We start from the raw sequence: 24,644 nt of genomic DNA, 5'->3' as shown, positions 1-24,644 counted from the left end.
GGGTGGCGGGGGTGCGCTGCTTGGGCGGCGTGGGGGGCTGAGATGAGCGGCGTGGGGGGCGTGGGGTCTGAGGGGTTCGAGGGCTCTGAGTGTTCTGAGGGCTGCGCGTGCTCTGAGCGCTCTGGAGAGCCACAAGATTCATAAGCGGGGGCGAGGGGTGGGAGGGGGCGGGGGGGCGGGCTATGAGTTTTAGCGGTGGTGTGGCTGGGGTGTGGGTGTTGTCGCGAGGTGGGTGGCCTGCGTGGTGATTTCGTTGTGGACGGTGTGCGTGTCGTGTTGTTTGGGGCTTGTGGAAGTCGTGGTGGCCTTGTGTGGCGCTGCGGTGCTCGGAGGGCGGCGGGTGACGTGGCCGGGAGTCGGTGTTGCGGCCTGTCTGTCCGCTTCTGGTTGGGCGTTCGGACCGTGGTCACCGGCGCTTCGCCCGTCGGTCGCCGGTGGTCACCGCGCTGGCGGAGGGCTCCGATCCGCCTGTGCAGGACGGGGAGTGACCTGGCGTCAGTCCTTGATCAAAGGCGGTTATGCTACTACCGGCCCAGTGTATGAAGGCAGTTACCGCAGGTATCTCTGTGGCGGCGCTGAACGGGGAGCTGGGGCCCGCTAGACGTCCTGTGATCTGTCGATGTTTTGAGGGTTTTAGGGTGCAGATGGTTCGAGAAGGATCGTCGCCCGAGGGGCCGCGTCCTGCCTCGGTTCTCGCGTGGATACTGCCCGCCGCGGCGACCGCCGTGGCCGCGGCGGTCGCCGCCGCGATGGTCCCCCCGCAGGCGAGTACGCCGGTGATGTGGATCGGCGCGGTCGCGACCGTGGCGGTGGCGCTGGTCACCGCCGAGGTCACCCGCCGCGGTCAGGCGCTCACCGCGCTCCGCGAGCAGGCCGCGGCGCAGCGGGCCGCGCTGGACCGGCAGGAGGCCGAGACCGTACGGCTGGCCGAGGAGTTGCTGCCTGATGTGGTGGCCCGGCTCGGACGTGGCGAGTTCCCCGAGGACGTGCACGCCGCGATCACCGAGGAGGTGACGCGGCAAGGGCGGGAGTCGGGGCTGACGCCGGAGTTCACCGCGGCGCACCAGGCGGTGCTGCGCTCCGTCCTCGACGCGGTCATCGCGGAAGAGGACCTGCGCGAGTCCGCGCAGCGCGCGTTCGTGAACATCGCCCGCCGCGTGCAGGCGATCGTCCACCAACAGGCCCAGGAACTCCGGGACATGGAGGACCGGCACGGACAGTCCCCCGAGGTCTTCGGCGATCTGCTGCGCCTGGACCACGGTACGGCGCTGATCGGCCGCCTCGCCGACTCCATCGCCGTACTCGGTGGTGCGCGCCCGGGCCGTCAGTGGAGCCGTGCGGTACCGCTGTTCAGCGTGTTGCGTGGCGCGATGTCGCGGATCATCGATTATCAGCGCGTCGAGCTGCACTCCGTGTCGGAGGTCGCGGTCGTCGGCACCGCCGTCGAGCCGCTGATCCACGCCCTCGCCGAGCTGCTCGACAACGCCACCCGCTACTCGCCGCCGCAGACCCGGGTGCACTTGACCGCCGTCGAGGTGCAGTCCGGTATCGCCGTGGAGATCGAGGACGGCGGCGTCAGCATGAGCGAGGAGGCCCGCAATCGGGCCGAGCGGATGCTCCAGCAGGCGCAGCAGGGCATCGACGTCAACGACCTGGGAGAGACCCCGCGGCTGGGTCTGGCCGTGGTCGGCCGGCTGGCGCAGGCGTACAACTTCCAGGTGTCGCTGCGGCCTTCCGCGTACGGTGGGGTCCGCGCGGTGCTGATCGTTCCGCAGGACCTGATCACCACTGCCGCCGCGACCGGCCGTGCGCACGGCATCGGCGCGTCCTCGGGCCCGCGTACGGCCCGTACGGAGCGCCGCCAGGTGAACGGTGCTCCGCGGGCCGCCGGCCCCCGGCACGCCGCGACGCGTCCGGCCGTGCAGCCCGGCCCCGCGCCGGCCCCGGCCGCACCGTCCATCCCCGCGGCCCCCGCGCCGGTCGCCGCGTCCGTGCCCCCGCAGCTCCGGGACGACGTCCGGGAGGAGACCCAGGATGACCTCCCCCTCGTGACCGAACGGACCGCCAACGGGCTGCCGCAACGTCGCCGCAAGTCCCGCGCCACGGCGCCCGTGCCCCCGACCGCTCCTGGCGCCCCCGCGGCGCCCGCCGCCACGCCTCCCGCCGCCGGGACGGGCGACGCGGCGCCGGTGCAGCCCGGTATGTGGCTCGCCGCGTTCCAGAGCGGCCTGTCGGGGGACAGTCAGTCGGGTGGGTCGAGTGGGTCGAGTGGGCCGGGCGGGTCGAGTGCGACGGGCGCCTCGGGTGCCTCGGGCACTTCTGGTACCTCAGGCGCATCCGGGCATTCGGATGCGCGGGGTACGTCGAACGCTCAGCCCCAGAGTCAGCCGGGCCAGTCCCAGCCGGGCCAGCATCAGTCGGGCCAGCATCAGTCGGGCCAGCACCATTCGGGTCGGGACTGGTCGCGCCAGGCCCCGTCGGCCCAGGACTGGTCGAGCCAGAACCAACCGGGTCAGAACCAACCGGGCCAGCACCAACCGCCTCACGACTGGTCGAGCCAGGACCAGCACGGTCAACCGGGTCAGTGGAACGTTTCCGCGGAGCGGCCCGGAGAAAACGTCGGCCGGGCCGGTCATCCGGATCCCGCCGCCGGTACGGGGACTTCAGTCAGTGCCGCTAGTGCAGCCAGTGAGAAGAGTGACGAGTCGTCGGAAAAGAGTGAGTAGCCATGATTCAGCACCGGCCCAACATGGACTGGATGCTCAAGGATCTTGCGGAAAGCGTTCCGCAGACCCGTCACGTGGTCGTGCTGTCCTCGGACGGCTTGCGCATGGCCCAGTACGGTACGGACACCGACACCGCCGACCGACTGGCGGCGGCCTGTGCCGGACTGCAGAGTCTGGCGGGCGCGGTGTCCGCGGAGTTCCCCCACAGCGACGGCCGGATGCGCATGGTCGTCATCGAACTGGACGGTGGCTTCTTCTACTTGATGGCGGCGGGCGCCGGCGCTTATCTGGCAGTCCTGGCCGATGAGGGTGTGGACGCCGGGCTGATCGGGCAGCGGATGCGGGACCTGGTGGCCCGGATCGGTGAGCACCTCAGCAGCCCACCGCGCCACGACGGACAGGACACATGAGCGGGCGCAGCGAGCGGATCGGCAGGCGGCGCGGGCCGCGCGCGGGTACGGCGGGGCGAAGCGGGGACGCGGCATGAGCGGAGCGGACCAGGACTGGGAGGAACAGAGCCCCGAGCGGCTCTATGTGATCACCGGTGGGCGCAGTGGCGCCTCCGGTCACACCACCTCCCTCGACCTGGTCACGCTGATCGTGTCGAAGGCCGGGCCGAAGCCGGGCATGCAGCCGGAGCAGGCGTCGATCATGCGGCTGTGCCATTCCCCGCTGTCCGTGGCGGAACTGTCCGCCTACATGCAGCTGCCGGTCAGCGTGGTCACCGTCCTGCTCGGTGACCTGCTGGCCGACGGGCGGGTGGTGGCGCGCGCGCCCGTACCTCCCGCCCAACTTCCCGACCGTGCCCTTATTGAGGCGGTGATCCATGGACTTCAAAAGCTCTGAAACGCTCGTCGAGCGCCCCGCCCAGGGGCCGCGGAGCGAGGACGAACTGCCCGAGACGGCCGCCGCCGCGGTCAAGGTCGTGATCGTGGGCGGTTTCGGGGTCGGCAAGACGACCCTGGTGGGTTCGGTGAGCGAGATCCGCCCACTGACCACCGAAGAAACGATGACGCAGGCCGGTGTCGGCGTGGACGACATCGTCGGTGTCGAGCGGAAGACCTCGACGACCGTGGCGATGGACTTCGGCCGTATCAGCCTCAACGACGAACTGGTGCTGTACCTGTTCGGTACGCCGGGCCAGCAGCGCTTCTGGTTCCTGTGGAACGGGCTGTTCGACGGCGCGCTGGGCGCGGTGGTCCTCATCGACACCCGCCGCCTGGAGGTCAGTTTCGACGTCATCGGCCGCCTGGAGGAGCGCGGCGTCCCCTTCGTGGTCGCCATCAACTCCTTCCCGGACGCCCCCGTCCACCCCGTCGAGGAGATCCGGGGCGCCCTCGACCTGCCCCCCGAGGTGCCGATCGTCGACTGCGACGCGCGGCTGCGTACTTCCAGCCGTGATGTGCTGATGACGTTGATGCGTTATCTGCATTCCATCGCCGTGGGTTGATTCTCTGCACGCCATCGCTGCGGGTCGATTCTCTGCACCCCGTAGCTGCGGGTTGATTGTCTGCATTCCATCGCCGCGGGGATTGCCTGCACTCCTTGCCGTGGGCTGAGCGTTCGAGGCGGTTCTCTGACCGGTGGAGGTGCTCTTCTGCTCGGTCGGCGCGGCCCTCGGGGCGTGCGCCGGCCGACGGAGGTGGGGAGGACGTACGTACGCCGCCCGGTGGCCGCCGCGACACACCGGCGCTCACCGGGCGGCGGCACGATCGTCCCGTGACGCCCCACTTCTCCGCGTGACCACCACCCCGAGACCCCGTTCCGATACCCCCGCCCCCGCCCCCGCCCCCGCCCCCATCCCCACCCCCATGGTGTAGCTGAGTGCCCTCCAGAGTGGGGTGCGCACCCCCTCGATACCGCCGCGCCCCGCCCATAGCGTCTGAGCAGCCGAAACATCGGCGAGCAGGTGGATCAGGCGCAAGGCCGGAGGGGTGCACGAAATGATCAGGCTTCGCCCGCGGGGACGCGGCAGAGCGACGGGGGACGCGGCATTGCTCCGCGCGCCCGGCAAGGACGGTACGGCGCCCCGGCCCACCGATCGGACACCGGGCTCGGGCTCGGACTCGGGCTCGTACGCCAGCCCGAACCCGAACCCGAACCCGAACCCGAACCCGCATCCCAACTCGCCCGCGAACTCCGGCTCATACCCGGCCCCGGCCCCGGCCCCGGCCCTGGCCCTGGCCCCGGCCCCGCACCCGCTCACGAACTCGAAAGCCGTAACGACAGCCGACCACCCCCTCGTCCCCGACGCCGCCTTGCCGCCCGACGCCGCCTTGTCGCCCGACGCCGCGCTGTCGCTGGAATCCGTCACCCGCACCTACCGCCGCGGCACCAGGACCGTAGCCGCCCTCGACGACGTCAGCGTCACGGTCCGGCGGGGCAGCTTCGTGGCCGTCATGGGGCGGTCCGGTTCCGGCAAGACGACGTTCCTCCAGTGCGCCGCCGGCCTGGACCGGCCGACCTCCGGGACGGTGCGCATCGACGGCACCGACCTGTCCCGGATCGGCGAAGCCGACCTCACCCGGCTGCGCCGCGAACGCGTCGGCTTCGTCTTCCAGTCGCTCAACCTGGTGCCCTCGCTCTCGGTCGTCGAGAACGCCGCGCTCCCGCTGTTGCTGGGCGGCGCGGCGCCGGGCAGCGCGGAGATACGGGCGCGAGCGCTGCGCGTCCTGGACTCGGTCGGGCTGGCGGACCGGGCCGACGATTCCCCACTGCTGCTCTCCGGCGGGCAGCAGCAGCGGGTGGCCATCGCCCGCGCGCTGGTCACCGACCCCGCGGTGATCTTCGCGGACGAGCCGACCGGCGCCCTCGACCCGGTCACCGCCACCGACGTACTGACCCTGCTGCGCGAGGCGGTGGACCGCGCGGGACACACGGTGGTGATGGTCACGCACGACCCGGTTGCCGCCTCCTGGACCGACCGGGCCCTGTTCATCGACGCCGGGCGCCTCGTCGGCGTACTGGACCAGCCGGAACCCGACAGCGTCGCGCACGCGATGCGGCAGCTGGGCGGCGGGGCGAGCTCATGACGTACCCGACTCAGGACAGACCCGGTACCCGCCCCCGCCGCACCGCCCGTTTCCTCGCCGCCCGGTCGCTGAAGCTGCACCGCAAGGCGTGGGCCGCGGTGTTCGCGGTACTGGTGCTCACCTCTTTGGTGCTCGGCGGTTTCGCGCTGGCCACGGTGTCCGCGGTGGCGGGGCACGCGCGGGTGGAGCGGTACGCGGGCGCCGCCGCCGTCGTCACCGGCGACCAGACCACCCGTTTTACGGCGAAATCCCTGGGCGGTGAGACGCAGTCGACGTCGGCGGAGCTGACGGAACGGGTGCGGGTGCCGCGTTCGGTACTGCCCAGGATCGCGGCTGTCCCGGGCGTACGGGCCGCCGTCGCGGACGACGCCTTCCCGGTCGCCATGACAGCGACGGCGAAGCACTCCGCCACCCCCACCGACCACCTCACCGACCACCCCACCTACGGCCACCCCACCTACGGCCACCCCTGGCAGGCCGCCGCCCTGGCGCCCTTCACACTGCGCGAAGGACACGCCCCCGCCGGCCCCCGGCAGGTGGTCCTGGACGGCCGTCTGGCCGACCGCGCCGGCGTACGCGTGGGCGACGAGATCACGGTGCAGGCGCTCGGCGACCCCGCCACGTACGAGGTCTCCGGCATCGCCGCCCCCGGAGGGCAGGGGGATCGCACCGGCCTGGCGCACCAGGGCGCCGTCTTTTTCACCGACCAGCACGCCCGGCGGCTGGCCGGGCACCCGGAGAGCACCGACGCCGTCGGCGTGCTCGCCGCGCCCGGTGTGAGCGACGAGCAGATCCACGCAGGCGTACGAAAGGCACTGGACAGCGCCGGGCCGGCTCGCAGCACGACGGCCGCACAGCGTTACGAGGAGGACAACACCGCGCTGCGCGTACTGACCGGCGACAGTCGGGGTGAACCGGAGTTCCTCGACGCGGCACCCAGTCGCTCGGGGTTGCTGCAGCTTCTCGCTTCGGTCTGTGTGCTCGTCGTGATGATCGCCGTGCTCGTGGTGGCCGGCACGGTCGCGCAGGCCGTGCATCAGCGCGCCCGCGAGATGGCGCTGCTGCGCGCGGTCGGAGCCACACCGGGGCAGCTGCGCGCGACGGTGAGCCGGGAGGTCCGTACGGTCGCCGTCGTCGCTGCCGCGCTCGGCGCGCTCGGCGCGGTGCCGGTCTTCGGGCTCCTGCTGCGCCTGCTGCGCGCCCGCGACGCCGTACCCGCCGGTCTCGAACTGCCCACCCCTTGGTGGCTGTACGCGGCGCCGCTGCTGACCGCCGCACTGACCGTTCTCGTGGCGTGGGCCGCCGGCGCACTGGCTTGCCGGCGCACGGCCAGGATCCGCCCCGCGCAAGCGATGGGCGAGGCGCAGCGCGAGCCGGAGCGGCCGGGCCGCGGCCGCACCGTCACCGGACTGGTGATGCTCTTCCTGGGCGCTGCCTCGGCCGGTACGGCGGTACTGCAGTTCGGCGAGGTGGCCGCGATGGCCGCGAGCACCGCGGCGGTGACGCTGGTGATCGGGTGCGCGCTGCTCGGCCCCTGGATCGCCCGCGGCGCCCTACGGGTGCTCGGCGCGCCCGCACGACGGCTCGGCGGCGCGGGCGGCTACCTGGCTGCCGCCGCCGCTCAGGCCAACGCGCGCCGGCTGGGCGCCGCGATCACACCGATCATCCTCATGGTGGCCTTCGTCTCGGTGCAGTTGTCGGGCGGCGCGACGCTGGACCGGCAGGGCGGCCGACAGGCCGAGGACGCGGTACGCGCCGACCTGGCGGTCACCACGGACGGCCCGGGCATCACGGAGGAGACGGTCCGCAAAGTCGCGCGGGTACCGGGGGTGGCGGCTGCGTCTGGAGTGCTGCACAGCACGGTCGTCCTGGCACGCAAGGAACTCGGCGACCCCCGGCTGGACCGGCTGCCGGTCCTGGCGGTCAGTCCCGCGGCCCTGCCGCACGTACTGGACCCGGGATTCGTCGAGGGCGACCCGGGCAAGCTGGGCCACGGCACGGTCGCGGTGGGCAAGGACCGGGCGCGGTCGCTGGGACTCGGCATCGGGTCCACGGTCACGCTGCGGTACGGCGACGGAGCGAACGTCGCGCTGCGCGTGGCCGCCGTCTACGAACGCTCGCTCGCCCTGGGCGACTTCCTCTTCGCTCCCGAGGAACTGGCGCCGCACATGTCCGCACCCCTGCACTCCCGCGTCCTGCTGAGCACCGGGCAGCAGGGCGGGGCCGACGGGCATCAGGGTGGGGTCGGCGCGCACCGGGGCGGGGCCGGCGGGCAGCAGGAGCAGGCCTCCGTGCGGCAGGTTCAAGCCGCTGTGCAGCGCGTACTGGCGGACGCCGCGGTAGGCGCGCACGTCGTGACGGACCCGGCGGGGGAGCAGCGGGAGGCCGAGGACCGGGGTGTCGGAGAGGTGATCACCATGGTCGCGGTGGGTGTGATCGGCGGCTTCACCGTCATCGCCGTACTCAGCACCCTCACCCTCATCATGATCGGCCGCCGCCAGGAGATCCAGCTGCTGCGCCTCGTGGGCGCGGGACGGCGGCAGGTCCGGCGGATGCTGCGCATCGAGGCGGCCGTCGTGGGACTGGCGGGCCTGGTGGTCGGCGCGGCGGTCGCGGTGATCCCGCTGACCGCGCTCAGCCTGCCGCTGACCGGGGCGCTGCCGTACCTGCCGCCCGCGCAGGCCGGCCTGATCGTGGCGGTGGTGGCGGCGACGGTCACGGCGGGCACCCTGCTGCCGATGCGTCCCGCGCTCCGCAAGCGGCATCCGGCGGGCCTCGGGAGGAAGTGAGGGGCGTACGGGGTTTCGCGAGCGCGAGGGTTACCGGGCCGAGGGCCCCGTAGCCCTCGCGCTCTGCCGTGCCCGCCACCGGCCCTGCCCGGCCTTCCCGCTGAACCCCGGAACCCCGAAGCCCCGGAACCCCGAAGCCCCGGAACCCCACGCAAAGCCCACTCGAAGCCCCGAGCCCGAGCCCGAGCCCCCTACGAAACCCGCCGAACCCTCCCCGATTCCTCCCCAAACCCCTCCCCGCCCTACGACAGCGGCGCAACCTCACGCATAATCCAATTCTCCACCGGTAACTTCCTCACCGAGAGGCCACGCGCATGACGAACCCCTTCGAAGACCCGGAGGCGCAGTACCACGTCCTGACGAACGACGAGAACCAGCACTCGCTGTGGCCGTCGTTCGCGGAGATCCCGGCCGGCTGGCAGAGCGTCTTCGGCCCGGAGGACCGTCAGGCGTGCCTGGACTACGTCGAGGAGCACTGGACCGACATGCGGCCCCGCAGCCTGGCCGAAGCCATGGCCAACTGAGCCTCGCGCCAAGCAGCCCCAAAACGGCTCCCCAACGGCCGCGCACGGCCCCACGCAGCTATACGGGAAAGCGCCCCCACACGAAAGCACCCGTCCCGACCCCGGAACGGGTGCTCTTCGTCGTCATGAGCCACGAGCCGTGAGCCACGGGCCGTGAGTCATGAGCCATGAGCCATGAGCCGTGAGCCGTGCCCCACGAGCCACAAGCGCTGAGCGGCAGACCTCACACCCCCGCCAACCGCAGCGCGAACGCCGCGAATCCCACCGCCAGCACCCCCGCACACACCCGCTCCCCCCGGGAAGCCCCCGTCCACGGCATCTCCAGCCGCCGTGCCGCCCGGGCGATGAGGACGAGCGTGACGGCGAAGAGGGGCAGCCACGGCAGCCGGGTCGCCATCCAGGCGGTGAAGTCGGGCGTGGTGGTCAGGCCGGCCACCGTCGTACCGGCGAACGAGGCCGGTACGGCGAGGGCCAGCATGGCGGTCTGGTGCCAGCACAGGATCGTCATCGCGGACCGGTTGACGGCCGTGACCGGCCCCCACAGCGCGGGCCGCCGCAGCAGAGCCGCGATGCGGTCGCGCAGCAGGATCGCCGCGCCCGACTGCGCGGCGGCGAGGGCGATCACCAGCAGCGACGGCGGGTGGGAGTTCCTGCGGTCCTGGCCGGGGACGCCGACCATGCTCGCCGGGTAGTGGAATGCCAGGAGGAGCAGGGCGAAGAGCGCGGCGCCGCCGGCGAGCAGCAGCAGGGCGCCGCGCCGGCCGAGCCGCTTCTCACCCCAGGAGACGCCCAGTTGATAGCCGAAGAGCCAGCCTGGAATCACGCTGATCAACGTGGTCCAGTACGGGATCGAGTCGGCGTACGGGCCGTAGCGCAGGAAGTCCACGACGGCGACGACCACCGCCAGTGGGGCGGCCGCCCAGCCCCCGAGCCACCGAGAGACCGCGACGCAGTACGGCGTCAGCGCCGTCACCACCGCGTACACGCCGACGAACCACAGGGGCTGGACGACCAGCGTGGCGGCCGTGTGCAGCGTCGCGACGGGAACCCCGGCCGCGTACAGGACGGCGGCGAGTACGGCCCAGACGGCGGTGACACCGACGGCAGGCCGTACGAGCCGGGCCAGCCGGCCGCGCAGCCAGTCGCCCGGGGACGTGCCCCGCGCGGTGGCGCGCCGGAAGGAGAGCACGGAGGCGTAGCCGCCGACGAGGAAGAAGATGCCCAGCATCTGGAGCACCCAGGTGATCGGCGCGAGGGGCGCGGACGCGGACAGCGCACTGGCGTTGTGCAGCGCACTGTCGGCGTCGAGGGTGAAGCCGCCGGCGAGCCAGTGGCCGGTCGGTACGGCGAGCAGGGCCAGCGCCCGCAGCCCGTCGACGGCCCGGTCGCGTCGGACCGCCGGAAGGCCGGCGGCCGGGCGGGACAGCGGTCTTCGGGGGCGCGACCGTTCGTCCAGGCTCATGGGCCGGCACCCGTTCGGTGCGTGGGACGCGGCATGGCAGCTTTCCTCTCCTCGCACCCGGCCGGCCCGTGGCGTGCCACGGGCCGGCCGGGAGCCCGTCATGAAGGTGATCGCCGATCGCCGTCCATGCTGGTGCGAGGAGCCGGAGGAAACAGTCGGGCCAGAACCCGGGTCCGGGTGGGGCAAACCACACTGCGTCCCAGGGGGTCAACCCCCGGCCGTGGGCCCTTCCGCTTGGATCCGTTCGCGCGGGCCCGTTCGCGTGAGCCCGTTCGCGTAGGCCCGTTCGCGCGGGCCCGTCTGCGCGGGCCCCTCAGGCATGTCCCGTACGGGAGCCCACTGTTCGTATCATCACCCCTATGACCGCCAAGACTCCGGAACCCACCTCCTGGGGCGAGCTGCGCGCCTCCCACGCCGACCGGGAGGCCGTGGTGGAACGGTTGGGGGAGGCGGCGGCCGAGGGCCGTATCGACCTCGCGGAGCTGGACGAACGGCTGGAACAGGCGCTGACCGCCAAGACCTTCGCCGACCTGGCGCCGCTCACCGCCGACCTGCCGCGGGCCGTCTCCGTGACGGACCCGGGCGAACCGCTGGTTCTCAAGGGGGGCTTCCACGGTGCTTCCCGTACGGGGCGCTGGGAGGTGCCCGCGCACATCACCGCACACGGCGGCATGGGCGGCGTACGGCTCGACTTCACCCGGACCGAGTGCCGGCTGCCCGAGGTCGAGGTGGAGGTGCACGGAGAGATGGCGGGCGTCACGGTCGTCATCCCCGAGGAGTGGGCCGCGGACACCGCCGGCATCGCGACCGGCCTCGGCGCCCTCAGGGACCGCACCACCCCCGAGCGGCACCCGGACACCCCGCTCATCCGGCTCAGCGGCTCCGTCGGCATGGCCGGTGTGATCGTCCGCCACCCCAACACCCGCGAACGCCGCCTGCTGAAGCGCGAACGGTCGAAGTAAGAGGCAACCTGGGCAGAGAAGCGACAGGCCCGGGCAAAAGGCGGCAGGCAGGGTCGGCGGAACTGCAGACCCTGGCAAGAAACAGCCGGCCTGCCCACACAGCGGCCGAGTGACGCCCGGCATCGGCTCCGGCGTACCGGCCGGGCCTTGACGTATCGGCCGAGGCCTCTGGCGTATCGACCGGAACCTCCGGCGTACCGGCCGGGACCTTCGGCGTACCAGCCGGGGCCTCCGGTGCATCGACCGAGGCCTCCGGCGTACCGACCGGAGTCCCCGCCGTACCGACCGGAGTCCCCGCCGTACCGACCGGAGTCCCCGCCGTGCCGACCGAGACTTCCGGCGTATCAGCCAGGGCCTCCGCCGCAGCGGACGGTGCGCCCCCGGCAGGACTCGAACCTGCGGCCAAGTGCTTAGAAGGCACCTGCTCTATCCACTGAGCTACGGGGGCCGGGTGGTGGACGTGGATCACACGGGCCGCCGACAAGGATAGGGCTCCGCGTGCCTCGTCCCGGTTGCTTCACCTCCGTGGCACGTTGTGGAGGTTCGGTGAAGCGGTCCCGATAATCGCAGGCAGGTACGAATTCTGCACCGTTTTTGGCGCCTCACGCGTCGGGTGTTGTGCACTCGTTATGCCTGAGCCTCTCTGATCGCGACTGCCTCATGCGTCGCTGATCCCGATCTGTACGGGTTTACGCGGCGCGCACAGAGGGCTATACGCTTCAAAAACCTGCCAAAATTGGGCATTCTGCACGAGTGGCAACCTTGGATGTACCACCCCGGCTCCTTGACGTCCTGTCCGCGCTGCGCGACCGCGTCGACGCCGCGCGCTTCCCGCTGCCACTGCCCGGCGCCGCCCGCGCCCGGCGTACCCGGTCCGAGTTGCTGGACCAGCTCGACGATTATGTGATGCCCCGCCTGCGCGCTCCGCAGGCCCCGTTGCTCGCGGTCGTCGGCGGATCCACCGGCGCCGGCAAGTCCACCCTCGTCAATTCGCTGGTGGGCCGGCGCGTCAGCGAGGCAGGCGTGCTGCGGCCGACGACCCGGACGCCGGTACTCGTCTGCCACCCCGACGATCACCACTGGTTCGCGGGACGGCGCGTACTGCCGCAGTTCACCCGCGTCTGGGTGCCCGAGCAGGACGGCCCCGAGGAGCCCGACGCGTACGGCGACGCGTACGACGACACGTGTGAACGCGAGTGTCCGTACACCTACGAAGGTGAAGATGACGCGGAGGTCCGCGGCGCGGCGCAGAGCGCGGCGGGCCTGGCTCCCCTGCGCATCGAGACCGACCCGGCGCTCCCCAGCGGACTGGCCCTCCTGGACGCCCCCGACATCGACTCGTTGGTCGCGCGCAACCGGGAGCTGGCCGCCGAGCTGATCTGCGCGGCCGACGTATGGGTGCTGGTCACCACCGCCGCCCGGTACGCGGACGCGGTGCCGTGGCACCTGCTGCGTACGGCCAAGGAGTACGACGTCACGCTCGTCACCGTGCTGGACCGGGTGCCGCACCAGATCGCCACCGACATCTCGGCGCGCTACGCCGCACTACTGACCCGCGCCGGACTCGGGGACGTACCCCGCTTCACCATCCCCGAGCTGCCCGAGTCGGCCGGCGGCGGCAGCGGACTGCTGCCCGCCACGGCGGTGGCGGCGCTGCGCCGCTGGCTGGAACGGCACGCCCAGGACCCGGCGGTCCGCAACGCGGCAGCCGCCCGCACCACCGCCGGGATCCTGGCTTCCCTGCACTCACGGATGCCGGCCCTCGCCGGGGCCTCCGCGTCCCAGCACGCCGCCACGCTGCGGCTGGCCGACCAGGTGGAGCAGGCGTACGAGGAGGCCGCGTCCCGAGTACGGCGAGAGGTCGAGCAGGGCGAGGTGCTGTCCGGCGACGCCCGCGCCCACTGGCGCGACCACGAACTCGGCGGCCGCCCCGACGAACTGCTGGACGCCCTGACCCACGGCCTCACCTCCCTGCTGCGCTGCGCGGTGGAGGAAGCCGACGAACGGGCCACCGAGGCGTGGCGCCAGGACCCCGCCGCGGCGGACGCGGCCCTGGCGGAGGTGGCGGACGCCGCCGCCTCCGCCGCGCGCCTGGGCGTGGTCGTACGGCGGTGGCGGCGCTGCCTGGAGGAACTGGCGGAGGAAGGCGTACGGGAGGCGCGCGCGGCGCGTGGCGGCCGCGGGGCGCGCGGGGCGCGGGCCGGGGACCGCGCGAAATCCGCGGCCGACCCGGAGGAGGCCGCGGCGCTGCTGGCCACCGCCCTGCTGGGCGGCCGCCGGGCCCGTACGGCGGGCGAGGCCCTCGCCGACCTACTGGGCGCACAGGCCGCGGTACGGCTGCGTGACCGGGGCGGCCGGCTGCTCGACACGTACCTTCAGCGCGCGTTGGACGGCGAACGGGAGCGGCGCCTGACGCCGCTGGAGTCGCTGGGCGTACGGCCGGACCACCAGGCCGCGTTGATCGCCGCGCTGTCTCTACTGCAGAAGGAGAAGGTGACGCGGTGACTGCTCCTGTGGGGCGTATGGGCGGGGATGAGGGTCGGGGCGAGGGTCGGGGCGGGGATCGGGGTCGAGGTCGGGGCCGGCCGGGAACCGCGGATTCCGCGACGGGGGCGGCCGCGGATCCCGTGCCGGGTGCGGGCTCGGATTCCGCGACGGGGGCGGGCTTGGATCCCGCCACGGATGTGGGCGCGGATTCCGGTACGGATGCGGGCACTGATCCCGGTACGGATGCGGGCGCGGTGTCCATCACGGATACAGGCACGGACGCGGTCCTGTGCACGGACGCGGTCCTGCGTACGGAAACGGTCCTGCGCACGGAAGCGGACGCCCCCCGCCCCTCCTCGGCCTCGTCCCCGGCGCCGCCCCCACCCCCGGCCGAGGCGCGTACCTCCTGGAACGACGGGCTGATCGCACGCCGCGCACAGGAGGGTGCCGACGCGAAGCCCGCCTCCGGCCGGCGCCATGCTCGCGCACGGGAAGCGGCGGCGGAACCCCGCGAAGGCAGGCAACCTGAGTGGCGTGAGTGGCCTGAGTGGCTGGAGTGGGAAGACCGGGACCGGGGCCCCCACCAGGGGGAGGAGGACGGCTGGCTGGACGGGGACGAGTGGCACCAGCAGCGCGACTGGCAGGAGTGGGAGGACGAGGGCGACAGCGAACTCGAAGCCGTACTGGCCGTCCTCCAGGAGCCCGCGGCGCCCGTCCAGGAGCCCCGGAGCAGACGCGAACGAGCACAGGAGGCGAAGGAGTGCGCCCCTGCGCCCGCCCTTCGCCCCACGAAGGAGCGCAGCGGTCCCGGAGCCCCCAGAGGCCTCAGAAGCACCAGAACTCCCAGGTCCTCCAAAACCTCCAGGGCCTTCGAAGCCTCCGGCCCCTCCGGCTCCGCCGGCCCCTCCGGCTCTTCCGGGCCCTTCGAACCTTCCGGACTCTCCGGACCTTCCAGGGACCGGCGCTCGGCCCGGCAGCGGCTGCGGCCACGCCTGGACGCCCTCCGGGAACTGGTCGGACTGTCCCGGACACGCCTGGACGAGGCGACGCTGGCCGAGGCGGGGCGGGTGCTGGGCGCGGCGGACGAGCGGTACCGGCTGTCCGGGGAGCACACCGTCGTCGCCGTCGCGGGAGCCACTGGCAGCGGCAAGTCCTCCCTGTTCAACGCGCTCGTAGGGGCGGACCTGTCGGACGTGGCCGCGCGTCGGCCGACGACCTCGGAGCCGGTGGCCTGTGTATGGGCCGGCGGTCAGCCGGGCGCGCACGCACTGCTGGACCGGCTCGGCGTACCGGTGCGCCGCCGACACACACCGGCCGGCGGCGCGGCCGTACTGCCCGGCCTCGTCCTGCTGGACCTGCCCGACCACGACTCGGCCGCCACCGGGCACCGCGAGCAGGTCGACCGGATGCTGGAACTGGTGGACGCGGTGATCTGGGTGGTCGACCCGGAGAAGTACGCCGACGCGGTGCTGCACGAAAGGTATCTGCGGCCGCTGGCAGGCCACGCCGAGGTCATGTTCGTCGTACTCAACCAGGTGGACCGGCTTCCGGGGGACGCCGCCGTGCAGGTGGTCGACGACCTGCGGCGACTGCTCGACGAGGACGGTCTGGCCCTCGGTGAGCACGGCGAGCCGGGCGCCGCGGTGCTGGCGCTGTCGGCGGCCACGGGCGAGGGCGTCGGCGAACTGAAGGAGGCGCTGCGGCAGTTCGTCGCGGAGCGCGGCGCGCCGGACCGGCGGCTGGCCGCCGACGTGGAGGCGGCGGCGGGCCGGCTGCGGCCGGTGTACGTGGCGGACGGGCGGTACGGGCTGACGGAAGCGGCCCGGGAGGAGTTCGAGGACTGGCTCGCCGAGGCGGTCGGCGCCGGGGCGATGGGCAGCGCGGCGGAGCGTGACTGGCTGCGGCACGGCGAGCGGGCGTGCGGCACGCCGTGGCTACGTCTGCGGCTGCGCGGCCGGCGGCCGGGTACGGGGTGCGGCCGGTCCGGGCGGACGAGTCCGGGGCGTACCGGGCCGTCGAAGCTGTGGCACCGGGACGCCTATACGGAGGCGGATGCGGAGTCGGAGGCGGATGTGGAGGCAGGAGCAGCCGGTGACGTGAGCGGTGAAGCGTGCGGTGACGGCGCGTACGGCACGGTGAGCGGCTGGGTGCCGGTGGACGGGCGGGCGACGGCCCGGCCGCTGGTCGAGCAGGCCGTACGGGCCGTGGCGGGGGAGGCGTCGGAGGGGTTGCCGGCGCCCTGGGCGCAGGCGGTGCGCGAGGCGGCCGTCCGGGGCGCCGAGGAACTGCCGGAGGCGCTGGACCGGGCGGCGGCCGTCTCGGAAGGCGCCCTGCGTGCCGGGCCCCAGGTGCGGCCGCGATGGTGGACGGCGGCTTCCGTGCTGCAAGGGCTGCTGACGATGGCGCAGATCACCGGGCTGCTGTGGCTGCTGGCCGTGATGGTGGGCGCGGCGGAGACGGAGGAGTGGCTGTCCGCGCTGCTGGTGACGGCCATCGGGACGGCGGGTGGCCCGGCCCTCTCCTGGGTGTGCGGGGTGGCGGGACGTGGGGCGGCCCGTCGGTACGGCCAGGAAGCGGAACGCCGGCTGCGTACGGCGGCAGCGGGCTGCGGCCGCGCCGCGGTGCTGGAACCGGTCGCCGCCGAACTGCTGCGCTACCGGGAAGTTCGGGAGCAGTACGCGGTGGCGGCGGGGTTGTGAGAGGGGTTGGGAGGAACGCGAGACGGGGCTGGGAGGCACGCGAGACCGGGCTGGGAGGAACGCGAGACCGGGTTGGGAGGAACGCGAGACGGGGCTGGGAGGAACGCGGCGAAGGCCTCGCCCGTGTGACGGAGTTGTCCACAACCCGTCGGTAGCACACAGGCCTCGGCAGGCTCCGGCGAATCCGTGCAGCATGGATTCCACGCAGGCCCGGGCAGCGGGCCGAAGGGCTCACCGTGGGCCCACGACGGGGGAGGCGATGGCGATGTACGAGACGATGGTGACGCTGGTGGGGAACGCCGCGACGGCGGTGGAGCACCGGCAGACCACGACAGGCGTCTCGGCGGTGCGGTTCCGCCTGGCGACGTCCGCGCGGCGCTGGGACAAAGAGCGCGGGTGCTGGGTCGACGGGGACACGAGTTTCTACACCGTCCGTGCGTGGCGGTCGCTCGCCGACCACGTCGCCGCCTCGGTGTCGCGCGGCGAACCCCTCGTCGTACACGGCCGTATGCGGGTGTGGGAACGGGAGCTGCCCGAGGACAAGGCCGGCTCTGACGGGCAGGGTGGGCCGGGCGGAGTGAACGGGCGGGGTGAAGAGGGCGGGCCGGGCGGGGCGAACGGCCAGCGCAACCAGGGCGCTCAGCGCCGGGTGTCCGTCGAGGTGGACGCGGTGGCCGTCGGACACGACCTGTCACGCGGCACCTCCGCCTTCCGGCGGATCAGCCGGATGAGTACGGATTCGGCGCCACCCCCGGCCGCCCGGCGGGACGGCCCAGAAGCCCCCACCCCGATCACAACGCCCACCACGCCCACCACGCTCACCACATCCGCAACACCCGAAACACCTGCCACCTCCCCGGCCCCGGCCCCCGCCCCCGCTCCCGCTCCCGTTTCCGTTCCCGGCCCCGAACCTGACTGGGCGTCGCCCCCACCGACGGCCACCCGGGAGGTGGCGGCTATTGCCGCTACCTGACACCCTCCCGACACCCCGTCAGCAATCTCCGGGAACGCGCCCGCGGCCCTCGATGCGCCTTACGCCGGAGAAGCGTCCAGTGCCCGGAAAGTCCCGGTGATTTGTCGATAATGCCAGGTCAAGTGGGGTGGAGTCGGTAACGATTGTGATTCGGATCGCTTATGGGACGGTATTGAGGGGGACCATGTTGCGCCCGCTCTCTAGGATCCGTCGGGTACTCACGAGTACTCACGGGGGCTGATGTATTCGGCTGTTGAGTTCTTTGGGTTCATTCCGGCGAGGCATCTCCCCTATCGATCCCGCCTCGCCCAGAGGGGAAATTCATGATTTCAGTGAAGAGGCGGGGCGCAGCCCGCCTTGCCGCCGCGGTCCTGGCGTCGGGCCTGGTCGCGGCGGGAGCGATAGCCACCGCGGGCCCTGCCGCGGCTGATGACGCGGCGCCGACCCACGGCGGTGCCAGTGCCACGCTGGGTGGCCTGAAGACCTACGGCGATGCGGTGCGGCACGTCAACGGGCACGACGAGCGCATCGGCGCCGGACTCTTCGAGATGACCGTCGAGGGCGGCGGCAATCTCCAGACGTACTGCATCGACATCAGCACCCCGACGCAGCAGCGGGCGAAGTACCAGGAAGTGCCCTGGAGCGCCTCGTCGCTGCACGACAACGAGGACGCCGGCAAGATCCGCTGGATCCTGCAGAACTCCTACCCGCAGGTCAACGACCTGGCCTCGCTCGCTCAGAAGGCCGGTGCCGGGAGCCTGAGCGAGAAGACCGCTGCCGCCGGTACCCAGGTCGCGATCTGGCGCTTCTCCGACAAGGCCGACGTCGAGGCTCTCGACCCCGCGGCCGAGAAGCTCGCCGACTACCTGGAGAAGAGCGCCAAGAGCCTGGCCGAGCCCGAGGCGTCGCTGAAGCTGGACCCGCCGGCCGTCTCAGGGAAGTCCGGCAGCAAGCTCGGCCCGGTCACGGTCCACACCAACGCCAACAGCGTGACCGTCTCCCCGGCCGCCGGTAGCCCCGCCGGCGTGAAGGTGGTCGGCTCCGACGGCAAGCCCGTCACCAAGGCGGTCAACGGCACCAAGCTCTTCTTCGACGTGCCCGCCGGCGCGAAGGACGGCGCGACCTCGCTGACCGCGCAGGCCGCCACCAAGGTCTCGGTCGGCCGCGCCTTCACCGGCAGCGTCGGCCGCGTCAAGAGCCAGACCATGATCCTGGCCGGCTCCAGCGAGTCCACCGCGACCGCCACCGCCACCGCCTCCTGGAAGAAGCAGGGCGCGGCTCCGGCCGTCACCGCGGAGAAGAACTGCTCCAAGGGCGGCGTGGACGTCACGGCCACCAACAAGGGCGACGCGCCGTTCCGCTTCAAGCTCTCGGGCAAGGAGCACGTGATCGCGCCGGGCAAGTCCGAGACGATCACCGTCCCGGTCGGCGAGGACCAGGCGTACGAGATCACGATCGCGGGTGAGGGCGGCTTCAAGAAGACCTTCACCGGCGTCCTCGACTGCAAGACCGCCGGCACCACCCCCGGCAAGCCCTCGTCGCAGCCCAGCCCGGCCTCGGCCGGCGGCACCAGCTCCGGCAGCACCGGCGGTGGCGCGGGCGGCGACCTGGCCGAGACCGGCTCCAGCAACGCCACCCCGGTGATCGCCGGCGTCGCGGTCGCGCTGGTCGTCGTCGGCGGCGGCGCGGTCTTCTTCCTCCGTAAGAAGAAGGCGGGCGTCAACGCGTAACCGAGGTACGGGTACGGAGTCACCGGTCCCGGGGCGGTAAGCCCCGGGACCGCGGCCGACCCGGCCCGCCCCGGCGCGGACCGGCTCGCCCCGACTCAGCCCGCCCCGGCGCGGACCGTTCCGCCCCGTGACCGTACGCGTACCACTCACCGCCCTCCGTGTCCGAGCGGAACCGCTCCTCGGCCACGGAGGGCGGCGGCGTTCCCGGGGCTGCGCGCCACAGCAGGCCCGCAGCCCCACGGCTTCCTCCCAGCCACTCGCCGCCCCTCCACAGACCCCATCGCACCCCACAGGGCCCCCTCGGAACCTCCACAGGCCCCTCCACCGGCCCCCACTCCGTGCCTCGGAACCTCCACAGGCCCCCCACCCCGTGCCCCGGATCACACCCCTCCGAGGTACTCGTTTCCATCGCGGGCTGGCCGTACGGCAAGATGGGGTGTATCTGCCCTCGCGCGGCGGAGCCGCTCATCGGCCCACGCGGCGGAGCCGCATTGACCATGACAGATCCAGACTGCCGGACGGTTTCTCTTGGCTGAGTACATCTACACGATGCGCAAGACGCGCAAGGCGCACGGCGACAAGGTCATCCTTGACGACGTGACGCTGAGCTTCCTGCCTGGCGCGAAGATCGGTGTCGTGGGGCCCAACGGCGCCGGCAAGTCGACGGTGCTGAAGATCATGGCCGGTCTTGAGCAGCCGTCGAACGGCGACGCGTTCCTGACCCCGGGCTTCTCCGTCGGGATGCTCCTCCAGGAGCCTCCGCTGGACGAGAGCAAGACGGTCCTGGAGAACGTCCAGGACGGCGCCCGCGAGATCATGGACAAGCTCCGGCGCTTCAACGAGGTCGCCGAGCTGATGGCGACCGACTACTCCGACGCGCTGATGGAGGAGATGGGCAAGCTCCAGGAGGACCTGGACCACGCCAACGCGTGGGACCTGGACACCCAGCTGGAGCAGGCCATGGACGCGCTGGGCTGCCCGCCCGGCGACTGGCCGGTCACCAACCTCTCCGGTGGTGAGCGCCGTCGCGTCGCGCTGTGCAAGCTCCTCCTGGAGGCGCCCGACCTGCTGCTCCTCGACGAGCCCACCAACCACCTGGACGCCGAGTCCGTGCAGTGGCTGGAGCAGCACCTCGCCAAGTACGCCGGCACCGTCGTCGCCGTCACCCACGACCGGTACTTCCTCGACAACGTGGCCGAGTGGATCCTGGAGCTGGACCGCGGCCGCGCGATCGCCTACGAGGGCAACTACTCCACGTACCTGGACAAGAAGGCCGCCCGCCTGAAGGTCGAGGGCCAGAAGGACGCCAAGCGTGCGAAGCGTCTGAAGGAAGAGCTGGAGTGGGTCCGCTCCAACGCCAAGGGCCGCCAGGCCAAGTCCAAGTCCCGCCTGACCCGTTACGAGGAGATGGCGGCCGAGGCGGAGAAGACCCGGAAGCTGGACTTCGAGGAGATCCAGATCCCGCCGGGCCCGCGTCTGGGCAACGTCGTCGTCGAGGTCGAGCACCTGAACAAGGCGTTCGGCGAGAAGGTCCTCATCGACGACCTCTCCTTCACCCTGCCGCGCAACGGCATCGTCGGTGTCATCGGCCCGAACGGCGCCGGCAAGACCACGCTGTTCAAGATGATCCAGGGTCTGGAGGAGCCGGACTCCGGCCAGATCAAGGTCGGCGAGACGGTCAAGGTCTCCTACGTCGACCAGAACCGTTCGAACATCGACCCCAAGAAGACCCTGTGGGCCGTGGTGTCGGACGAGCTGGACTACATCAACGTCGGCCAGGTCGAGATGCCGTCCCGCGCCTACGTGTCGGCGTTCGGCTTCAAGGGCCCGGACCAGCAGAAGCCGGCCGGTGTGCTCTCCGGTGGTGAGCGCAACCGCCTGAACCTGGCGCTGACCCTCAAGCAGGGCGGCAACCTGCTGCTCCTCGACGAGCCGACCAACGACCTCGACGTCGAGACCCTGTCCTCGCTGGAGAACGCGCTGCTGGAGTTCCCCGGCTGCGCCGTGGTCGTCTCCCACGACCGCTGGTTCCTGGACCGCGTCGCCACGCACATCCTGGCGTACGAGGGCGAGTCCAAGTGGTTCTGGTTCGAGGGCAACTTCGAGTCGTACGAGAAGAACAAGGTCGAGCGCCTCGGCCCGGACGCGGCCCGTCCGCACCGCGCCACGTACAAGAAGCTCACCCGGGGCTGAGCCGCGTGCGACACCTGTACTCCTGCCCGCTGCGCTGGTCCGACATGGACGCGTTCGGTCATGTCAACAACGCGGTGTTCATCCGGTACCTCGAAGAGGCACGGATCGACTTCATGTGGCGGCTGGCGCCGGGCGAGGGCAGCACGTCCTTCTCCGGCGGGTCCGTCGTGGCCCGCCACGAGATCGACTACGTACGTCCGCTGGTCCACCGGCACGCGCCGGTGACCGTCGAGTCGTGGGTGACGAAGATAGGCGCCGCGTCGATGACGATCGCGTACGAGATCAAGGACGAGGACGCGGTGTACGTGCGTGCCTCGACCGTCGTCGTGCCGTACGACTTCGCCGCGGAACGGCCCCGCCGGATCACCGCGGAGGAGAGGTCCTTCCTCCAGGAGTACCTGGACGACGCGGCCGGTGCGGCCGACGCGAAGCAGCAGGAGGGGGCCGTCGCCGCATGACGGCGTTGCGCCTGGCCGATGCCGGGGAGGCGGCGGACCTCGCCGCCTTCCTGGCCCGGCTGATCCACTACGACCGGGCCGCCGCGGTGCGGTTGCAGGCGGGCGGCGGGGTGCTCGCCGTGTTCGGGCGGCCGCCGTCGTTCGAGGTGCTGGCGATCCGTACGGCGCGTCTGGCGCCGGCCGCGCCCGAGGCCCTGCCCGGCACCGCCCTTGACACCGCTCCCGACGCCGGTCTCGACCTCACCGTCTCCGCCGGCGATCTGCTCGAAGGCATCGACGAGTCGGCGGACAGCCTGACGCTGCCCGCCGCCGTCACCGGCCCGCCGTGGGCCGGTGTCCTGCCGCCGCGGGGCGGCTGGCAGCAGGTGCCCGGACTGCCCTCGCCGCAGGCGCTCGGCAGGACCGTGGCGCTCGCCGTCGCCGAGTTCCGCGCCCGGGACGAGGCACTGCCGCCGGAACGCCGTACGCGCGCCGAGCGCGACCGCATCGGCCGCGAGATCTGGTCATGCACGCTGGGCGACACCCATCTGCCGCTGCGCGCCGCGCACGCCGCGCAGTCCCTGGGCTTCCTGCGCCCCGCCCGGGCCGAAGCGCAGGCCGGCGCCTACGGGGCGACGGGCGGCGGCCAGGGCTCCGGCTCCGCGGGAGCTGCACTGGCGGAGCCGCCGGCCCTGACCCTGCTGGCCGCGGGCGGCTGGCTGCGCCTGCGGACGCCGTACGGGTCGGTCGCGGTCCGCACGGGCGGACCGTCGGCGCTCCCGGTGACGCCGGCCTGAGACGCAGACGTAACGTCTGCTGAAAAGGCCACGTGGGGCCGGAGCGCTGGCGTCTGCTGAAAAGGCCACGTGGGGCCGGAGTGCTGGCGTCTGCCGGGAAAGCCACGTGGGGCCGGAGGCGCGCACGTCTGCTGACAGTCGCGTAGGGCCGGGGCCGGGCGGGTGCGCCGACTGCTGCTGCCCGCCACCCGCCACTCCCCTACGGCGTCACTCAGCCGTATTGATCATCGACGCCGCCGCGTACGTCAGGTAGTTCCACAGCTGCGTCTCGTGCTCGGGGGACAGCTCCAGGGAGTCCACCGCGTCCCGCATGTGCTTGAGCCAGGCGTCGTGAGCGGCACGGTCCACCGTGAAGGGCGCGTGCCGCATCCGCAGCCGCGGGTGGCCGCGGCCGTCGCTGTACGTGCGGGGGCCGCCCCAGTACTGCATGAGGAAGAGCGCGAGCCGCTCCTCGGCCGGTCCCAGGTCCTCCTCCGGGTACATCGGCCGCAGCAGCGGGTCCTCGGCCACCCCCTGGTAGAAACGGTGCACCAGGCGGCGGAAGGTCGGCTCCCCGCCGACCTGCTCGTAAAAGGTCTGTTCCTGAAGCGTGCCGCGCGGAATCTTGTTCACCCTTCCATGGTGTCAGACGACTCGGCGGTGCCGGACTACTCGGCCGAGGACCTGCGACGTAGGACAGTGGAGACATGAGCGGTACACAGTCCGGTCCGGAACGGGGCCCGGAGGCGACCCCGGAGACGGCCCTGGGAACGACCCCGGAGAGGGCCCCGGAGACGGCTCTGGGAACGACCCCTCAGCCGGTCCCGGATCCGGAGCGCGCGGCGACGGTCGCGGCGCGCGCCGAGCTGGTCCGGCAGATCGAGGCGGGCGGCCGGCTCCGCGACCCGCGGTGGCGGGCCGCCTTCGAGGACGTGCCGCGGCACCTCTTCGTCCCGTACTACTTCGTGGCCACACCCCGCGGCTACCAGCGGCTGTCCGGCTCCGACCCCGACCCGCAGCGCCGGCTGCGCTGGCTGGACGGCGTCTATACGGACACGGCGCTGGCGACGTGCATGCGCGACGGCGAGGTGGTGTCCTCCAGCAGCCAGCCGTCGCTGATGGCCATGATGCTGGAGGCGCTGCGCGTCGAGGAGGCGGAGGACCAGCGCCCGGACACCGGCTGCCGCGTCCTGGAGATCGGTACGGGCACCGGCTACAACGCGGCGCTGCTGGCCCACCGGCTGGGCGCGGACCGCGTGACCACCGTCGACCTGGACGAGGAGATCACCGGCCCGGCGCGCGACCGGCTGGCCACGGCCGGGCACCGGCCCGCCGTGGTGACCGGCGACGGCTCCCTCGGCTGCCCGGACCGCGCGCCCTACGACCGGATCATCGCCACCTGCGCCCTCCCGTCCGTACCGCCCGCGTGGATCGCCCAGTGCACACCCGGGGCGCTCGTCCTGGCGCCCCTCGCCACCGGCCTGGTCGCACTCCGCGTCACGGACCCGGAGGCCGTACGGGCGGAAGGCCGTTTCCTGCACACCCCGGCGTACTTCGTCCCGCTGCGCGCCCGTACGGAACCCACCACGCCCCCCGAATCCCCTGCCCTCGAGGGGCAGCACCCGGGCTCCCGCCACGGCATCCCCCGCGAGACCCTGCGCGACGATCGCTTCCACTTCCTCCGCACGCTGACCGCCGCAAGCCTCACCCCCGGCGAGGCCCACGCCCTGTGGCAACAGGAGAACCATCCGCACCGCGAACGCTTCGGCGTCACCGTCCACCGCACCCGTCAGTACGCCTGGCTGGACTCCCCGGAGGGACCGCACAGATGGGCGCTGCCGGCAGGCTGAGACA

The 24,644-nt window shown here is 72.5% G+C and carries 17 protein-coding genes, 1 tRNA gene and 1 pseudogene; 16 read left to right on the top strand and 3 right to left on the bottom strand.

Annotated elements, in window-relative coordinates; translation table 11 throughout:
- Positions 1-644: 644 nt before the first annotated feature.
- From AB0L45_RS02100 to AB0L45_RS02070, 7 genes and pseudogenes are all read left to right on the top strand, one after another.
- A pseudogene (locus AB0L45_RS02100) lies at positions 645-2,249 on the top strand (ATP-binding protein); the annotation flags it as partial.
- Positions 2,250-2,728: 479 nt separating this feature from the next.
- The gene (locus AB0L45_RS02095; protein WP_365835110.1) at positions 2,729-3,136 is read left to right on the top strand and encodes a roadblock/LC7 domain-containing protein; all 408 of its coding nucleotides are present in this window, start codon (positions 2,729-2,731) and stop codon (positions 3,134-3,136) included.
- Positions 3,137-3,209: 73 nt separating this feature from the next.
- Positions 3,210-3,572 (top strand): DUF742 domain-containing protein, encoded by a 363-nt coding sequence (locus tag AB0L45_RS02090; RefSeq protein WP_365835108.1) that lies wholly within the window; start codon positions 3,210-3,212, stop codon positions 3,570-3,572.
- Complete coding sequence (locus AB0L45_RS02085) at positions 3,553-4,176, top strand: ATP/GTP-binding protein (RefSeq protein WP_365835106.1); 624 nt, start codon at positions 3,553-3,555, stop codon at positions 4,174-4,176. Before AB0L45_RS02090 ends, AB0L45_RS02085 begins: the two co-directional genes overlap by 20 nt.
- An 808-nt stretch (positions 4,177-4,984) precedes the next feature.
- Positions 4,985-5,758, top strand: a complete 774-nt coding sequence (locus AB0L45_RS02080) for an ABC transporter ATP-binding protein (protein ID WP_365835624.1) — start codon at positions 4,985-4,987, stop codon at positions 5,756-5,758.
- Positions 5,755-8,547 (top strand): FtsX-like permease family protein, encoded by a 2,793-nt coding sequence (locus AB0L45_RS02075; RefSeq protein ID WP_365835104.1) that lies wholly within the window; start codon positions 5,755-5,757, stop codon positions 8,545-8,547. The genes AB0L45_RS02080 and AB0L45_RS02075 overlap by 4 nt, the downstream gene beginning before the upstream one ends.
- A gap of 314 nt (positions 8,548-8,861) precedes the next feature.
- A complete protein-coding gene (locus tag AB0L45_RS02070) occupies positions 8,862-9,071 on the top strand; it encodes an MbtH family protein (RefSeq protein ID WP_365835102.1) in 210 nt (69 codons plus the stop codon).
- Positions 9,072-9,294: 223 nt separating this feature from the next.
- Here AB0L45_RS02070 and AB0L45_RS02065 read toward each other — a convergent pair whose 3' ends face one another.
- A complete protein-coding gene (locus AB0L45_RS02065) occupies positions 9,295-10,533 on the bottom strand; it encodes an acyltransferase family protein (protein WP_365835100.1) in 1,239 nt (412 codons plus the stop codon).
- Positions 10,534-10,892: 359 nt separating this feature from the next.
- On the opposite strand from AB0L45_RS02065, the gene AB0L45_RS02060 reads away from it, so the two are divergent.
- Positions 10,893-11,495 carry a DUF1707 domain-containing protein gene (locus AB0L45_RS02060; RefSeq protein ID WP_365835098.1) on the top strand — a complete coding sequence of 201 codons (603 nt, stop codon included), beginning with the start codon at positions 10,893-10,895 and terminating at the stop codon, positions 11,493-11,495.
- 375 nt (positions 11,496-11,870) lie between these two features.
- Here AB0L45_RS02060 and AB0L45_RS02055 read toward each other — a convergent pair.
- Positions 11,871-11,943 (bottom strand) — tRNA-Arg (locus tag AB0L45_RS02055).
- Positions 11,944-12,257: 314 nt separating this feature from the next.
- Between AB0L45_RS02055 and AB0L45_RS02050 the strand changes: the two genes are divergently transcribed.
- The 7 genes from AB0L45_RS02050 to AB0L45_RS02020 all read left to right on the top strand — a co-directional run bounded on the left by AB0L45_RS02050 (position 12,258) and on the right by AB0L45_RS02020 (position 22,811).
- Complete coding sequence (locus tag AB0L45_RS02050) at positions 12,258-14,000, top strand: dynamin family protein (RefSeq protein WP_365835622.1); 1,743 nt, start codon at positions 12,258-12,260, stop codon at positions 13,998-14,000.
- A gap of 161 nt (positions 14,001-14,161) precedes the next feature.
- Positions 14,162-16,681 (top strand): YfjP family GTPase, encoded by a 2,520-nt coding sequence (locus AB0L45_RS02045; RefSeq protein WP_365835096.1) that lies wholly within the window; start codon positions 14,162-14,164, stop codon positions 16,679-16,681.
- A 259-nt stretch (positions 16,682-16,940) separates the two neighbouring features.
- Positions 16,941-17,654: a single-stranded DNA-binding protein gene (locus AB0L45_RS02040; protein ID WP_365835094.1), complete on the top strand. Its 714-nt coding sequence runs from the start codon at positions 16,941-16,943 to the stop codon at positions 17,652-17,654.
- Between the two features lie 323 nt (positions 17,655-17,977).
- A complete protein-coding gene (locus AB0L45_RS02035; RefSeq protein ID WP_365835092.1) occupies positions 17,978-19,384 on the top strand; it encodes an LAETG motif-containing sortase-dependent surface protein in 1,407 nt (468 codons plus the stop codon).
- 528 nt (positions 19,385-19,912) lie between these two features.
- Positions 19,913-21,577: an energy-dependent translational throttle protein EttA gene (gene ettA / locus AB0L45_RS02030; protein WP_365835090.1), complete on the top strand. Its 1,665-nt coding sequence runs from the start codon at positions 19,913-19,915 to the stop codon at positions 21,575-21,577.
- 5 nt (positions 21,578-21,582) lie between these two features.
- Positions 21,583-22,035, top strand: a complete 453-nt coding sequence (locus AB0L45_RS02025; protein WP_365835088.1) for a thioesterase family protein — start codon at positions 21,583-21,585, stop codon at positions 22,033-22,035.
- Positions 22,032-22,811, top strand: a complete 780-nt coding sequence (locus AB0L45_RS02020) for a hypothetical protein (protein WP_365835086.1) — start codon at positions 22,032-22,034, stop codon at positions 22,809-22,811. Before AB0L45_RS02025 ends, AB0L45_RS02020 begins: the two co-directional genes overlap by 4 nt.
- Before the next feature lie 207 nt (positions 22,812-23,018).
- On the opposite strand, the gene AB0L45_RS02015 is transcribed toward AB0L45_RS02020, so the two are convergent.
- A complete protein-coding gene (locus AB0L45_RS02015) occupies positions 23,019-23,423 on the bottom strand; it encodes a globin (protein WP_031004512.1) in 405 nt (134 codons plus the stop codon).
- Between the two features lie 74 nt (positions 23,424-23,497).
- Here AB0L45_RS02015 and AB0L45_RS02010 point away from each other — a divergent pair, with 74 nt between their 5' ends.
- Positions 23,498-24,640, top strand: coding sequence for a methyltransferase domain-containing protein (locus AB0L45_RS02010; protein ID WP_365835084.1), 1,143 nt, complete (start codon positions 23,498-23,500; stop codon positions 24,638-24,640).
- Positions 24,641-24,644 lie beyond the last annotated feature (4 nt).

This window comes from Streptomyces sp. NPDC052496 (assembly GCF_040679095.1).
Taxonomy (GTDB): Bacteria; Actinomycetota; Actinomycetes; order Streptomycetales; family Streptomycetaceae; genus Streptomyces.
This window is presented reverse-complemented; position numbering and strand designations above follow the sequence as displayed.

Excerpts from the sequence above, each read along its gene's own strand:
- AB0L45_RS02070 (WP_365835102.1), top strand. The coding sequence starts at position 8,862 with ATGACGAACCCCTTCGAAGACCCGGAGGCGCAGTACCACGTCCTGACG.
- AB0L45_RS02090 (WP_365835108.1), top strand. The coding sequence starts at position 3,210 with ATGAGCGGAGCGGACCAGGACTGGGAGGAACAGAGCCCCGAGCGGCTC.
- AB0L45_RS02035 (WP_365835092.1), top strand. The coding sequence starts at position 17,978 with ATGATTTCAGTGAAGAGGCGGGGCGCAGCCCGCCTTGCCGCCGCGGTC.
- AB0L45_RS02040 (WP_365835094.1), top strand. The coding sequence starts at position 16,941 with ATGGCGATGTACGAGACGATGGTGACGCTGGTGGGGAACGCCGCGACG.
- AB0L45_RS02010 (WP_365835084.1), top strand. The coding sequence starts at position 23,498 with ATGAGCGGTACACAGTCCGGTCCGGAACGGGGCCCGGAGGCGACCCCG.
- AB0L45_RS02085 (WP_365835106.1), top strand. The coding sequence starts at position 3,553 with ATGGACTTCAAAAGCTCTGAAACGCTCGTCGAGCGCCCCGCCCAGGGG.
- AB0L45_RS02020 (WP_365835086.1), top strand. The coding sequence starts at position 22,032 with ATGACGGCGTTGCGCCTGGCCGATGCCGGGGAGGCGGCGGACCTCGCC.
- AB0L45_RS02065 (WP_365835100.1), bottom strand. The coding sequence starts at position 10,533 with ATGAGCCTGGACGAACGGTCGCGCCCCCGAAGACCGCTGTCCCGCCCG.
- AB0L45_RS02095 (WP_365835110.1), top strand. The coding sequence starts at position 2,729 with ATGATTCAGCACCGGCCCAACATGGACTGGATGCTCAAGGATCTTGCG.
- AB0L45_RS02060 (WP_365835098.1), top strand. The coding sequence starts at position 10,893 with ATGACCGCCAAGACTCCGGAACCCACCTCCTGGGGCGAGCTGCGCGCC.
- AB0L45_RS02075 (WP_365835104.1), top strand. The coding sequence starts at position 5,755 with ATGACGTACCCGACTCAGGACAGACCCGGTACCCGCCCCCGCCGCACC.